Origin of the sequence: Nocardiopsis sp. FR4, from assembly GCF_009830945.1 — a bacterium.
Classification (GTDB): domain Bacteria; phylum Actinomycetota; class Actinomycetes; order Streptosporangiales; family Streptosporangiaceae; genus Nocardiopsis.
Map to the genome: position 1 here is coordinate 1 of NZ_VWVV01000030.1, position 12,355 is coordinate 12,355.

Annotated in this window: 14 protein-coding genes and 1 pseudogene; 7 read left to right on the top strand and 8 right to left on the bottom strand. The window is 70.9% G+C overall.

The genetic code is table 11. The features are described 5' to 3' along the window. Nucleotides 1-127 (top strand): annotated as a pseudogene (locus FYW95_RS22845) (ATP-binding protein); the annotation flags it as partial. 72 nt (nucleotides 128-199) lie between these two features. On the opposite strand, the gene FYW95_RS22850 reads toward FYW95_RS22845, so the two are convergent. Both FYW95_RS22850 and FYW95_RS22855 read right to left on the bottom strand, forming a co-directional pair. Next, nucleotides 200-460 carry a Txe/YoeB family addiction module toxin gene (locus tag FYW95_RS22850; RefSeq protein WP_159943948.1) on the bottom strand — a complete coding sequence of 87 codons (261 nt, stop codon included), beginning with the start codon at nucleotides 458-460 and terminating at the stop codon, nucleotides 200-202. Further along, nucleotides 457-708 carry a type II toxin-antitoxin system Phd/YefM family antitoxin gene (locus FYW95_RS22855; protein ID WP_159943949.1) on the bottom strand — a complete coding sequence of 84 codons (252 nt, stop codon included), beginning with the start codon at nucleotides 706-708 and terminating at the stop codon, nucleotides 457-459. Before FYW95_RS22855 ends, FYW95_RS22850 begins: the two co-directional genes overlap by 4 nt. Before the next feature lie 106 nt (nucleotides 709-814). Between FYW95_RS22855 and FYW95_RS22860 the strand changes: the two genes are divergently transcribed. Next, nucleotides 815-1,054 (top strand): hypothetical protein, encoded by a 240-nt coding sequence (locus FYW95_RS22860; protein ID WP_159943950.1) that lies wholly within the window; start codon nucleotides 815-817, stop codon nucleotides 1,052-1,054. A 71-nt stretch (nucleotides 1,055-1,125) separates the two neighbouring features. Here the strand turns inward: FYW95_RS22860 and tsaD are convergent, their stop codons facing one another. From tsaD to alr, 5 genes are all read right to left on the bottom strand, one after another. Then, nucleotides 1,126-2,160 (bottom strand): tRNA (adenosine(37)-N6)-threonylcarbamoyltransferase complex transferase subunit TsaD, encoded by a 1,035-nt coding sequence (gene tsaD, locus FYW95_RS22865; RefSeq protein ID WP_159943951.1) that lies wholly within the window; start codon nucleotides 2,158-2,160, stop codon nucleotides 1,126-1,128. Next, the gene (gene rimI, locus FYW95_RS22870; protein WP_201294998.1) at nucleotides 2,153-2,587 is read right to left on the bottom strand and encodes a ribosomal protein S18-alanine N-acetyltransferase; all 435 of its coding nucleotides are present in this window, start codon (nucleotides 2,585-2,587) and stop codon (nucleotides 2,153-2,155) included. The genes tsaD and rimI overlap by 8 nt, the downstream gene beginning before the upstream one ends. A 38-nt stretch (nucleotides 2,588-2,625) precedes the next feature. After that, complete coding sequence (gene tsaB / locus FYW95_RS22875; RefSeq protein ID WP_159943952.1) at nucleotides 2,626-3,303, bottom strand: tRNA (adenosine(37)-N6)-threonylcarbamoyltransferase complex dimerization subunit type 1 TsaB; 678 nt, start codon at nucleotides 3,301-3,303, stop codon at nucleotides 2,626-2,628. Nucleotides 3,304-3,307: 4 nt separating this feature from the next. Then, on the bottom strand, nucleotides 3,308-3,829 hold the full coding sequence (gene tsaE / locus FYW95_RS22880) for a tRNA (adenosine(37)-N6)-threonylcarbamoyltransferase complex ATPase subunit type 1 TsaE (RefSeq protein ID WP_159943953.1): 522 nt from the start codon (nucleotides 3,827-3,829) through the stop codon (nucleotides 3,308-3,310). Nucleotides 3,830-4,003: 174 nt separating this feature from the next. Continuing rightward, complete coding sequence (gene alr / locus FYW95_RS22885; RefSeq protein ID WP_159943954.1) at nucleotides 4,004-5,134, bottom strand: alanine racemase; 1,131 nt, start codon at nucleotides 5,132-5,134, stop codon at nucleotides 4,004-4,006. Between the two features lie 194 nt (nucleotides 5,135-5,328). Here alr and FYW95_RS22890 point away from each other — a divergent pair, with 194 nt between their 5' ends. From FYW95_RS22890 to FYW95_RS22910, 5 genes are all read left to right on the top strand, one after another. Further along, complete coding sequence (locus FYW95_RS22890) at nucleotides 5,329-6,039, top strand: DUF6069 family protein (protein WP_159943955.1); 711 nt, start codon at nucleotides 5,329-5,331, stop codon at nucleotides 6,037-6,039. A gap of 506 nt (nucleotides 6,040-6,545) precedes the next feature. Continuing rightward, on the top strand, nucleotides 6,546-6,836 hold the full coding sequence (locus FYW95_RS22895; protein WP_159943956.1) for a hypothetical protein: 291 nt from the start codon (nucleotides 6,546-6,548) through the stop codon (nucleotides 6,834-6,836). Then, nucleotides 6,833-7,207, top strand: coding sequence for a DUF6507 family protein (locus FYW95_RS22900; protein ID WP_159943957.1), 375 nt, complete (start codon nucleotides 6,833-6,835; stop codon nucleotides 7,205-7,207). The genes FYW95_RS22895 and FYW95_RS22900 overlap by 4 nt, the downstream gene beginning before the upstream one ends. A gap of 30 nt (nucleotides 7,208-7,237) precedes the next feature. Next, on the top strand, nucleotides 7,238-10,432 hold the full coding sequence (locus FYW95_RS22905; RefSeq protein WP_160050799.1) for a DNA/RNA non-specific endonuclease: 3,195 nt from the start codon (nucleotides 7,238-7,240) through the stop codon (nucleotides 10,430-10,432). Next, a complete protein-coding gene (locus FYW95_RS22910) occupies nucleotides 10,429-10,887 on the top strand; it encodes an immunity protein YezG family protein (RefSeq protein ID WP_160050800.1) in 459 nt (152 codons plus the stop codon). The genes FYW95_RS22905 and FYW95_RS22910 overlap by 4 nt, the downstream gene beginning before the upstream one ends. A gap of 147 nt (nucleotides 10,888-11,034) precedes the next feature. Here FYW95_RS22910 and FYW95_RS22915 read toward each other — a convergent pair whose 3' ends face one another. Further along, nucleotides 11,035-12,252 (bottom strand): ROK family transcriptional regulator, encoded by a 1,218-nt coding sequence (locus FYW95_RS22915; protein WP_160050801.1) that lies wholly within the window; start codon nucleotides 12,250-12,252, stop codon nucleotides 11,035-11,037. Nucleotides 12,253-12,355: the final 103 nt, after the last annotated feature.

Consider the following 12,355-nt stretch of genomic DNA (forward strand, 5'->3'; position numbering starts at 1 on the left):
CTCCCGCGCCTGGGGCCACCACCCGCTCGCCCCCTGGGCGGACCTGGGCACCAACGTCTGGGCCGAGTTCGACGTGGACCCGTCCGCCGTCCCCCGGGGCCTGCGCCCCTACCTCTTCACACACTGAGGCCTGAAGAACCCTCCGCCACCTACGTGACGTGGCCCCTTCCCTCCCGGGACGGGGCCGCGTCATCGCGAGCTACTTGCCGTAGTGGTAACGGCAGGCGGCGACCCGGATCTCATCACCGCTGATCTTGTACACGAGCCGGTGTTCGCCCGTGATGCGGCGGGACCAGTAACCCTGGAAGCCGTGGCGCAACGGCTCGGGCTTGCCCATACCGTCGTTTCCGTTGCGATCGATGTCCTCGATCAGGGTGTTGGTCCGTTTGAGGATCGTCCGGTCCTGGCCCTGCCACCAGACGTAGTCCTCCCAGGCGCTCTGCGCCCAGACCAGCTTCATTCAGCCAGCCCCCGCTCGATTCCCTGGTCGGACTCCAGTTCCTCGATGGCGGTGACCAGGCGACGCGCGTTCTCGGGGCTGCGCAGGAGGTAGGCGGTCTCCTTGAGGGTCTCGTACTCCGACAGCGCCATCATGACCACCGGCTCATGCCCGGCTCTGGTGATCACCACCTCTTCGCGGTCGTTCACGACGGAGTCGAGCGTGGCCGCGTAGTTGGCACGGGACTCCGAGTAGCTCATCGTCTTCATCCCCGTGTCCTTCCAGCGTAGTAACGTAAGAACAGGTTCATTGTACAGAATCACGTACGTCGCGGAAGCGCCGCCCGAGCACCACCCGGAAACACCGGAGGACCTGATGTCCGTGGGAACCTACGGGTGGCAGAGCGACTTCGCCCGTAAGTACGTCGGCATCGGCCGCGGGGAGGGCCGGGCGGAAGGCCTCGCCCAGGGCTTGGTCCTCTTTCTCGGGGCCCGGGGATTCGAGGTCTCTGACACCGTCCGTCAGCGCATCGGATCCTGCGACGACCTCGACACCCTGAGGGCCTGGGCCCAGAAGGCCGCCAAGGTGAACAGCCCCGAGGAACTCTTCGACTGACAGCGGGCTCCGAGACCACGCGGGGGTGGGAAGCGGTCGCTTCCCACCCCCGCGTGCACGGTCCCGTCCGGCTACACCGCTAGCGGGGACCCCACCGGCAGCGAGGTGTCCGTGGCCAGGTCCAACGAGGACGCGGGGAGCCCGGCGGCCACCACCTCCGCGCCCAGGGCGGCGATCATCGCGCCGTTGTCGGTGCACAGGCGCGGGCGCGGCACGCGCAGCTCCACGCCCGCCTCCCGGCAGCGCTCCTCGGCCAGGGCGCGCAGCGCGGAGTTGGCCGCCACACCGCCGCTGATGACCAGGGTGCCCACACCGTGCTCCACGCAGGCGTCCACGGCCTTGCGGGTGAGCACGTCCACCACCGACTCCTGGAAGGCCGCGGCGATGTCGGCCACCACCAGGGGCTCGCCCCGGCGGTCGGCGTCCTCCACGTGACGGGCCACAGCCGTCTTCAGGCCGGAGAACGAGAAGTCGTAGGTGCCGTCGCCCCACTTGCCGCGCGGGAAGCGGATGCTGCGCGGGTCGCCCTTCTGCGCGGCCCTGTCGATGGGCGGACCGCCCGGGTAGGGCAGGTCCAGCAGCCGGGCCACCTTGTCGTAGGCCTCCCCGGCGGCGTCGTCCACGGTGTCGCCGAGCGAGACCACGTCGGTGGCCAGGTCGTTGACCAGCAGCAGCGAGGTGTGCCCGCCCGAGACCAGCAGGGCGATCGCGGGCTTGGGCAGCGGCCCGTGCTCCAGCTGGTCCACGGCCACGTGGCCGACCAGGTGGTTGACCCCGTACAGCGGCTTGCCCAGCGCCATCGCGTACGCCTTGGCCGCGGACACGCCCACGAGCAGGGCGCCCGCCAGGCCCGGTCCGGCGGTCACCGCGACGGCGTCCACGTCCGCCAGCGCGACCCCGGCCTGGTCCAGCGCGCGGTGCACCGTGGGGGTCATCGCCTCCAGGTGCGCGCGGCTGGCCACCTCGGGCACCACGCCGCCGAAGCGCACGTGCTGGTCGACGCTGGAGGCGACGGAGTCGCCCAGCAGCTCGCAGCCGCGCACCAGGGCCACGCCGGTCTCGTCACAGGACGTCTCGATCCCCATGACCAGCGGCAGGTCACTCATGGTTTCCCTCCCCGGCGACACGCCGCATCACGAGCGCGTCCGCCCCGTTGTAGTAGCCGCGCCGCACGCCGATCTGCACGAAGCCGAACCGTTCGTAGAGCCTCTGGGCGCGCGGGTTGTCCGAGCGCACCTCAAGGAACATGTGGGTGACGCCGCGCCGCCCGGCCTGGTCGAGCAGTTCGGTGAGCAGCGCGGAGCCCACGCCCCGGCCCCAGACCTGTTCGGCCACGGCCATGGTCTGCACGTCACCCTCCGGCGGCACGAACCGCAGCCCGGCGTAGCCCACGACCGCGTCCCCGGACTCGGCCACCACGTAGTGGCGGGTGGTTTCGGCGAGCTCGTCGCGGAGCATGCCCTCGCTCCAGGCGTCGAGCGGGAACAGCGTGCGCTCCAGGTCCATGACGGCCGGAACGTCGTCCGCGGTCATCGGGCGCAGGCGTACCCCCGTGGCACCGGTCGCCCTGGTCACTTCACCCACTGGCGCACCTTCTTCGGGGCACCGGGCTCCACGGCGTCCGGGCGGCGCAGGTACAGCGGGTGGGGTTCGGGCAGCTTCTCGCCCCGGTGCAGACGCAGCAGGGCCAGCTCGGCCATGGCGGCGGCGTCGGGGTGCAGCGGCTCCACGGGGGCCCCGCCGGTCCCGAACACGTCGGCGTACATGCGGGCGCCGTCGCCCACCAGCGGCAGGTCAGCGGTGTCCACCTCGGCGGGCCGGTCGACGGCCACCTCGCCCGTGCGGGTGAGGTGGTCCTCGTAGCGCGCCCAGAACACCTCCTTGCGGCGGGCGTCGGTCATCGCGAGGAAGGGCTCGGTGCGCCGGGTGGCGAAGGCCAGGGCGTCCAGGGTGGTGACCCCGTGGCAGGGCACGCCCAGGGCGTCGGCCAGGGCGTGGGCGGTGGCCAGTCCGACCCGCAGCCCGGTGTAGGGGCCGGGGCCGATGCCGACGGCGATGCGGTCGAGGTCGGCCAGGGCGACCCCGGCCTCCCCGGTGAGCCGCGCGATGGTGGGGCTGAGCAGCTCGCCGTGGCGCCGGGCGTCCACGGAGCCGGCGCTGGCGCGCAGCGTGAAGGAGCCGTCGGGGTCGCTCTCGCCGATGGCGGCGGTGACCGCCGGGGTGGCGGTGTCGAAGGCCAGGAGGAGCACGGGGTTATCGCCTCTGTCCGCGCCCGGCACCGGTGCCGGGCAGGTCGGTGCCGGTCCAGCGGGCACCGACGCCCCGCAGGTGGACCGTGCGGGTGTCGTCGGGGTGCCGTTCGATGCGGATCTCCAGCCGCTCGTCGGAGAGCCCCTCGGCCACGCCCTCGCCCCACTCGACCACGGTGACGGAGTCGGGGAGGGTCATGTCCAGGTCGATGTCGTCGATCTCGTCCGCGCCGCCCAGCCGGTAGGCGTCCACGTGCACCAGGGCGGGACCGCCGGTCAGGGAGGGGTGGATGCGGGAGATGACGAAGGTCGGTGAGGTGACCGGTCCGCGCACGCCCAGCCCCTCGGCCAGACCCTGGGTGAGGGTGGTCTTGCCCGCGCCGAGCGGCCCGGACAGGATCAGCAGGTCACCGGGGCGGGAGAGGGCGGCGAGGTCGCGGCCGAGGGCGCGCATGGCGTCGTCGGTGGCGGCGGTGACCGCACCGACGGTGGACGCGCCTGGAGTGGTTGCTGTCACGTCTGTCATCGGGCTCGCTGCTCGTGTCTGATGGGTGAACGGGGCATGGCGTCGGGCGTACCGGAACGGTTCCCGTCCCCAGATTAGGCGGGGCGGGAGTGGGCCGTGACCGGAACGCGGGGACCGGTCACAGCCGTTGCGGAACGTACGGAAGGTACGGGCCGGTCAGCCCGAACGGGTCGTTCAGGCCAGGGCGCCGACGTAGGTGCGCGGGACCCTCGGGCCCACCCGCGTGACGATCTCGTACGGGATGGTGTCCAGGATCCGCGCCCAGTCCTCGGCGGTCGGCGTGTCCGGGTGCTCGCCCGGGTCGCCGAAGAGCACCGCGTAGTCCCCGGCCGCCACGGGGTCGTCACCCACATCCACAACGAACTGGTCCATGCAGACTGTTCCCGCGATGGTGCGGACGCGCCCGCCGACCAGGACCGGAGCCTTGTTGGTGGCGGCGCGGGGGACGCCGTCGGCGTAGCCCAGCGGCACCAGGGCCAGGGTGGTCTCCCGGTCGGTGGTGTAGCGGTGGCCGTAGGAGACGCCGCTGCCCGCCGGGACGCGTTTGGTCAGGGCGATCCGGGAGCGCAGCGTCATCGCGGGCCGCAGTCCCGGAACCGGGAAGTCCGGAATGGGGCACAGGCCGTAGCTGGCGATGCCGCCGCGCACGAGGTCGAAGCGGGCCTCGGGGAGGGTGAGCAGCGCGGCGGAGTTGGCGATGTGCCGGACCTCGGGGGTCAGGCCGACCTTGTCGGCGGCCTCCAGCGCCTCGTGGAACCGGTCGAGCTGGAGCCCGATCGAGGGGTGGCCGGGCTCGTCGGCGCAGGCGAAGTGCGACCAGACCCCGGCGACCCGCACCGATCCCCCCTCCTCGGCGCGGGCCGCGGCCTCCACCAGCGGGCCCCAGTCGGCCGGGCCCACCCCGCCGCGGTTGAGGCCGGTGTCGGCCTTGAGCTGCACGCGGGCGGTACGGCCCAGGCGCGCGGCCTCGGCGGCCACCGCGTCCAGGACCGCGATGTCGCTCACCCCGAGGTCGATCCCGGCCTCGACGGCCGCTCCCACCGGCTCGCCGGGAGGCAGGATCCAGGCCAGGACGGGGAGGGTGATCCCGGCCCGGCGCAGTTCCAGGGCCTCCTTCACGAAGGCGGTGCCCAGCCAGGTCGCGCCGCCCGCGATCAGGGCGCGCGCGGCGGGGAGCATGCCGTGCCCGTACCCGTCGGCCTTGACCACCCCCATCAGCGGTGTGCCGCCGGCGTGCTCACGGAGCAGCCGCGCGTTGGCGGAGATCGCGTCCAGGTCGACGCGGGCGTGCGCGAAGTCAGACATGTTTCCAGTGTTCCACGTGCACGTCACCGGGGCGGCTGCTCCGGGGTGTGAGTCGCGTCCGCCGCTGAGCCGAATCCACGGCGTAGTAGGGCGTGCGGGCTGACCTGCGCACACACGGGTTTCCCCAGCGACCCGTAGTACACGGGCGGATGCGGGGTAGTAGCGGCAGTGACGCAGTATCTGGGGGTACTGGCATGACCGAGATAGGAAGCGAACGACCCGTCAACACCACACGGCTCTGGTCCGGGGGGCTGGCCACCGCGGTGGTCGCTGCGCTGGTGATCTTCGCGGGCACCCTGGTCTTCCGCGGGGTGTTCGGGGTTCCGGTGCTGGCGCCGGAGGACGCGGGAAACCTGGGCGACGTGGGCACGGTCGCCTACGCCCTGATGGCCGCCGCGGCGGCACTGGTGGCCACCGGGCTGCTGCACCTGCTGCTGGTCAGCGCTCCGCGCGCGACCAAGTTCTTCGGCTGGATCCTGGGACTGGCCACCGCGATCGCCACCGTGGCCCCGTTCACCGAGGCGGCCGACGTGTCGAGCCAGGTGGCCACGGCGGTGATCAACCTGGTCACGGGGATCGCGATCATCACCCTCCTGCGGAGTGTGGGGCGCGCCTCCACCCTGAGCCGCCGCGCGGCGCCTCCCGGGGGGTACACGTCCGCCGGGTCAGAGGCGACCGTGCGTCCCGTGGGGCAGACCGAGCCGATGCCCGTGGACGAGACCGAACCCGTGGACGCCGACCGGCGCGTGCAGGGTGAGGAGCCCGTCCTCCGCTCGGAGGGCGTCCTGCCCGAGGTCTCGCAGGACGAGTACCGCAGGAACCAGGTCCGCGCCCAGGAGATGGACGCCGAGGCGGAGCGGGCCAGGCGCGGCGGGCAGTCCCCGGGCGACCAGCACGCTGGATGACCCAGGGCGCCGATGGACCGGGGCGCCCCTGACCCCGGTGCCCCGAGGGGGCGGAGCCGGACGGCTCCGCCCCCTTCCGCGTGCCCCGGAGATCCACCAATCACCGCAAAAGCCGCCAGAACGGAGTGCTTCGGCGACTTCTGGGAATTCCATCCACGGATCTATGTGGCCGCCAACGCGGAGATGACCAGAAGGGTGCTTCGCCGGACCGGACGGGAGTTCGTGCCCGCCGGTGGGGGCGCCTGCCCCCACAGCGGCCGCCCCATGCGCAACTACCGCTGGACCCGCCCCGAGTCCGTGTAGCGCACATCACACCGCCAGCCCCGAACAGCGCCTTCGTGGCGCCCTCCCCGGATACTCCCCGCTGACCGTCACCAGGGCCCGATAGCGTACGAACCCTGACGGAATGGAACCATCGGGACACCTTGCGCATCGAACACCGGGAGTGAGGAAGCGGGTTCCGTGCGGAGCGGAGTCCTCCTGGCGGCGCGAGGAGAAGGACGGTCGTGAAGTTCGACATCGTGGAACCCGGGCCCGACGAGCCGGCGGCCCCCGCCCAGCCCGTACCGGACGATCCGCCCGCGCGGGAACCGGTACCGCCCTCCGCCCTCAGGCTCCGGCGCGCCTCCGAGTACATGCACCTGCGCGCCCGCACCGACCTCACCCGAGTCCGCTCGGCCCTGAACCAGATGCTCCACACGGTGGAAGCCGACCGGGCCGAACCCAGCACGCCCGAGGAGCCGGAGCACTTCCGCCCGGGCGCCTTCCGATCCCGCACCGACCGGAGGACACCGTGACCGCCTGGAACATCCAGCCCTCGGAGGTCGGCGCCGTGCTGACCAACACCTACTCCCACATCGGTGAGGAGGGCGGCTCCGACGGGCTGTTCGGTGACATGCAGACCATCGAGGACCGCGTCACCGCGCTCAGCGACCACGTCAACAGCACCCCCATCCGCGTCGCCCTGGGGGAGTTCGCCGAGCACTACTTCGGTGTCATGGGCGACATGCTCTCCCTGACCGGCAACGCCGTGACGCAGACCAGCGAGGCCACCACCGCCTACGTCGAGGGCAACGAGGAGATGGCGCTGGAGGCCCAGCGCAACGCCGACGTCGTTCCCCCTCCGCCGCCCCCGCCGTCGAGCGGCGGCCCCAACACGCTCGTCTGACCCCCGGCCCTCCCCCGCCAAGGAACCCCCATGCCCCCTGCCGGCCACCCGCCCTCCTCCGGTCCCCTGAGCACCTTCCAGCAAGTGGAGATGCTCACCAACAGCGAGGGGAAGGTCAGCCCCTCCACCTTCCCCGTCCCCAACGCCTCCCCCGACTACATCGAGGGTCTGGCCGCCGACCTGCGCACCGCGGGTGAGTCGGTGGCCGACACCGGCAACGACATCAACGGCTCCTGGAGCGGCCTCACCAACTGCTACAAGGCCCCCGAGGCAGCCGAGCTGTACACCGTCCTGGCCCCCGTGGCCAGCAACGGCGACGACGTCTCGACCGGGATGGGCCAGGCCGCGACCGCCCTGGAGACCTTCGCCGCCGACCTGCGCTCGATCAAGTCCCGCTGGTCCACCCTGCGCGCGGAGGCCTACGAGTTCCGGGCCCGCATCGACGCCGAGGGCGAGGACTGGCGCAAGGGAGACGGGTGGTTCGGCTTCGGCGACAGCGCCAACGTCGAGGAGAACGACCGCCTCATCGAACGGGGCCAGAACCTCATCGAGGAGTACGAGGAGGCCGAGCGCGTCTGCGCCAACGGGGTCAACAAGTTCGTTCCCGACCGCACCAGGTTCGAGGCGGCGCCCAAGGGCGACGGCGCACTCGATCCCGGCGTGTTCTACCACGGCTACGAGCAGGACCTGTCGGACCTGGCCACCGAGTGGGAGCTGGGCGGGGCCGAGATGGACGCGAACTGGGTGGTCGACGTCGGGTCGGCGGTGTGGGACTTCGGCGTCGACGCGGTCGAGGGCACCGGCGCGATGCTGGGCATGCACAGCTCCGAGGGCTGGTTCCAGGCCTCGTGGGGTGACGCCCTGTGGGAGTACCACGAGGGCAACGTCCAGTCCGCGCTGAGCATGGTGGGCATGTACGACGCCGAGTCCGACAGCTACGGCTGGGCGGGCTGGGACAGCGTCGGATCGGCCTGGAAGGACGCCGCGCACGCGGTGGTGCCCTGGGAGGAGTGGGGCGACCGGCCCGGCTACGTGATCGGCACCGCCCTGCTCAACATCGGCGCCACCGTGGGCGGCGCCCTGCTGACCGCCACCGGCGTGGGCGCCGTGGTCGGCGTGCCGCTGATGGCCTGGCGCGGCATGGCCATGCTGGACAGCATGGGCGGAGGCCGAGGCGGCTCCGGCGGCGGTTCGGGGATCGACGTGGACGTGCCCCAGAACTTCCCCGCCTTCGGCGGCCAGGGCTCGCCCGTCATCAACATCGACACCAGCCGGTTCAGCGGCAGCGGTGCGCTCTCGGCCCAGCTCACCGACGCCAACTCCGCGCTGAACTGGCTGCTCGCCAGCACCGGTGAGTCCTCGACCTCCACCGGCGGGGACAACCCCAGGACGCAGAACACCTCCGGTGAGCAGGCCCCGCGTGTGTCCTCGCCGAACCGGGACAAGGAGAAGGAGAACGTCTCCAGGAAGGCGGGCACGGACCCCACCGCCCAACAGCTCAAGGACACCGAGGACCTGCTGTCCCAGCTCGGCCCCGCCGACGTGGCGGAGCTCCAGCGGACCGAGCGCGACGTCCTGGCCGAAGGCGGTTCCCGGGGCTCGGAGTCCAGCGGCTCCCGCCAGGCCGAGGAAGCGGGGCTGGACCCCTCCCTGGACTCCGTCTTCGCCGAGGGCCGCGCCCTGGCCTCGGACTACCCGGCCTGGGAGATGGGCCCGCTCAGGGACGGCCCCGAAGGGGACAGGGTGCCCGCCCACGTCGGCGGCGGAAACCCCGACACCCTGACCGCCGCCCGGGACGTTCCGTCCTCCTCCTCGCCCTCCCGCCTCGACCTGACCGACATCGGCGGCGACCGCTTCCCCGACACACCGGACACCCATCGCGACACCGGTTCCCGCGACCGCGGCCCCGAGATGCGTGACGACTCCCCCAGAGTCCACAACAGAGCCGACGACTCACCCGGCACCGACCCCGTCAGCGGCGAGAACGGCAACCAGAGGCCCACGGAGGTCTCCGACAGGCCCCGCCAGGACACGACCGCGGAGCGCACCAGGGTCACCGGTGAGCTTCCCGAGCGCCCGGGCCGCCACGACGACGCCGATCCTCCGACCGGGGACCGGGATGCCGACACCGACGGACCCGCGCGGCGCTCCGGCAACGGGGACTCCGGCAACGGAAACTCCTCGGACGGCAGCGGAAACGGAGAGAGCTCCGACCCCTGGAACAACGACAGCCTGGACGATCGCTACCGGCCGCCGGTCGTGCCGGAGGAGAACCGCACCACGATCGAGCCCGGCGCCCGGGCGAGCAGGAACGGCCCCGGCTATCCCGGCCCCAACTCGGTCTTCGCCCCCAAGGGCGGCCTCAAAGCCAACTGGATGTACGAACTCCCCGGACGGGGGAAGTTCTACACCGATGGTGAGGGCAAGGTCAGCTACATCGACACGCACGCGGGTGAGAAGGGCGACCGCAACCCCGAGCTGAGAAAGCCGCGGCCGAATGTCACCTACGCGGTCGACGTCCTGGAGAACAAGGGCAAGAAGTACTTCTACGAGACCGACAGCCACAGCAGGACCGCCCATGCCCACGGAGAGCTCCAGAGGATCAAGTCCGATGCGGAGAACGGCGGACTGAGCCTGGAGGAGAAGAACGAGATCTACCGCGCGGACGACCAGGGCCAGGAGGGCCGCAAGGGCAACAGGGTCTACAAGGGTGACGAGGAGTACCACAAGACCGACTGGGACGGAGGCCACTTCATCGGCACCGGCTTCGGCGGCAGTGGCCACAGACTCAACCTGTACGCGCAACTGCGGGAACTCAACCAGCAGGTCACCGGTGGCACACCTGAGACCAACTTCTTCGCTCTCGAAAGAGAGTGGAGAGCGGCCCTCGACGCCGGACAAGCAGTCAGGGTCGACTTCGAGGCGGATTACGGTGACAGAGGCGAGGTCCCAACGGCCATCAAGGTCAAGTACTGGATCGACGGAGAGCCTCAGGAACCCATCACCTACCACAACCAACCGGATGTGAAACGGGGTTCCGCGTCCGCACGTTCCTACGCCGAACGCGTCGCCGCTACGGCACTCGGCGCTGCTCTGCTCATGGGGATAGGCGAATACGATGTCTATGACGAACAAGCGAACCCGTACGCTGGTCTCGGCGGCTCCGAGCAGGCGTCGAGCGTGGCCTCCGAAACCAGAAACCAAGAGACGAGCCATCCTTCATGACGATTTCTCCGGAACGACAGAATGAAATCCTCCAGAGGATCGGTATCCTGATACTCGACGAGGCGGGAGACGATTGGCAGGAGATCATCGTGAGGTATTCCTGCCTCTCCACCACGTCGACGACCAGGACCATCATCACGACCAAAAACGGAGAAACCAGGAGAGGCGACATACCACTTAAGGCCTCGACTCTCTTCTATGAACTCCGCAAAGAGATGCACGAGGACGAAAAGGGAACCTGGTACATCGCTGATTATAAGATCACAAGGCCAGGGAGCTTCTCCGTTGACTTCGACTACGAGAGTGAGCCACAGTTCGCTTTCGAAGTCGATCCGCGAACGTACTATGAGGACCTCGAGTACTTCCCCCGGCCGTTCGAGACCGTTCCCGAGTGGATGCAGGGCAAGCTTGTCCGGGCTCTGGAGATGATCAAGCGCGAGGAAGGAAACAACTGAAACCAGGAAAGAAGAGGAACAATTAATCCGGTTCCCCGGTCCGCAAGCTCGTGGAGCCATACGGCACCGAAGGAACACCCGTCGCGGTTTCCCCTGGTGTCCCCGGGCAAGAGAACCAGAACGCGGCCGGGGAGGTGACGGCGCGGCTCAGGCCCGGCTGACCAGGGCGTCCACGTGCTCGGGGCTCAGGCAGTGCTCGATCACCATGACGGCCGCGCCGATCACACCCGCGCGCTCGCCCGCCACCGACGAGGCGATGCTCAGGTGCTCGGTGGCCAGCGGCAGCGACCGCTGGTAGATGACCTCGCGCACCCCGGCGATCAGGTGGTCCCCGGCCAGGGCGAGCGCCCCGCCGATGACGATGACCGACGGGTTGAACATGTTGACCGACGCGGCGAGCACCTCGCCGATGCCGCGGCCCGCCTGGCGCAGCGCGCGCAGCGCGGGCACCGACCCGTTGCGGGACAGCTCCACCACGTCGCGCGCCCCGCGGGCGGGCACCCCCTGGGCGGTGAGCACCTCGGCCAGGGCGGCGCCGCTGGCCACCGCCTCCAGGCAGCCGGTGTTGCCGCAGCGGCACGGCCGGTCGGCCCCGCTGGGGACGTGGATGTGGCCCATGTCCCCGGCCGCGCCCTGCGCCCCCCGGTAGACGCGGCCCTCGCTGACGATGCCGCAGCCGATGCCGGTGGCCACCTTGACGAACATCAGGTGGCTGGCCTCCGGCCAGGCGGTGTGGTGCTCCCCGACCGCCATGATGTTGACGTCGTTGTCCACCAGCACCGGCACGTCCAGTCGGCTGTGCACGTAGCCGGGAACGTCGTAGTCGTCCCAGCCGGGCATGATCGGCGGGTTGACCGCGCGCCCGGTGGAGTGCTGGACCGGCCCCGGCAGGCCGATGCCCAGGCCGAGCAGCTCGTCCGCGCCCCGCCCCGCGCCCGCGAGCAGGCCCCGGCCCCGGTCCGCCACCCAGTCCAGGACGGCCTCGGGCCCCAGCGCGATCTCCAGGTCGGCGCGCTCCTCGGCGAGCACGCTCCCCGACATGTCGGTGAGGGCGAGCCGGGCGTGGGTGGCGCCCAGGTCGGCGCCCAGCACGACGCGGGCGTCGGGCCGGAAGCAGAAGGTCGTGGGCGGCCTGCCCCCGGTGGAGACGGCCTCGCCCGCCGGTCCGATGAGCCCGCTGGCCAACAGGGCGTCCACGCGCTGTGTGACGGTGGAGCGGGCCAGCCCCGTGACCGAGGCCAGTTCCGAGCGGGTGCGCGGCCTGCCGTCCCGCAGGAGTCGGAGCAGGGTTCCCGCACCCGGCGGGGTGGTCGGAGCGACGGTCAAGCCGGGTCCCTCCGCACGAGTCAGCGCGTCTTCCGTCATGCGAACAGTGAAGCACAGGACCTATTGATCGGTGGACAACCGTCTAATGTGTCCAGATCTAACAACTTATGCTTGACTGTCGACAGAAGTCCGGCGTACCGTT

Bases quoted from the DNA above. Each gene is read 5' to 3' on its own strand.
- alr (WP_159943954.1), bottom strand. From the start codon at position 5,134: ATGTCTGACTTCGCGCACGCCCGCGTCGACCTGGACGCGATCTCCGCC.
- FYW95_RS22915 (WP_160050801.1), bottom strand. From the start codon at position 12,252: ATGACGGAAGACGCGCTGACTCGTGCGGAGGGACCCGGCTTGACCGTC.
- FYW95_RS22855 (WP_159943949.1), bottom strand. From the start codon at position 708: ATGAAGACGATGAGCTACTCGGAGTCCCGTGCCAACTACGCGGCCACG.
- FYW95_RS22910 (WP_160050800.1), top strand. From the start codon at position 10,429: ATGACGATTTCTCCGGAACGACAGAATGAAATCCTCCAGAGGATCGGT.
- FYW95_RS22905 (WP_160050799.1), top strand. From the start codon at position 7,238: ATGCCCCCTGCCGGCCACCCGCCCTCCTCCGGTCCCCTGAGCACCTTC.
- tsaD (WP_159943951.1), bottom strand. From the start codon at position 2,160: ATGAGTGACCTGCCGCTGGTCATGGGGATCGAGACGTCCTGTGACGAG.
- rimI (WP_201294998.1), bottom strand. From the start codon at position 2,587: ATGACCGCGGACGACGTTCCGGCCGTCATGGACCTGGAGCGCACGCTG.
- FYW95_RS22850 (WP_159943948.1), bottom strand. From the start codon at position 460: ATGAAGCTGGTCTGGGCGCAGAGCGCCTGGGAGGACTACGTCTGGTGG.
- FYW95_RS22860 (WP_159943950.1), top strand. From the start codon at position 815: ATGTCCGTGGGAACCTACGGGTGGCAGAGCGACTTCGCCCGTAAGTAC.
- tsaE (WP_159943953.1), bottom strand. From the start codon at position 3,829: ATGACAGACGTGACAGCAACCACTCCAGGCGCGTCCACCGTCGGTGCG.
- FYW95_RS22890 (WP_159943955.1), top strand. From the start codon at position 5,329: ATGACCGAGATAGGAAGCGAACGACCCGTCAACACCACACGGCTCTGG.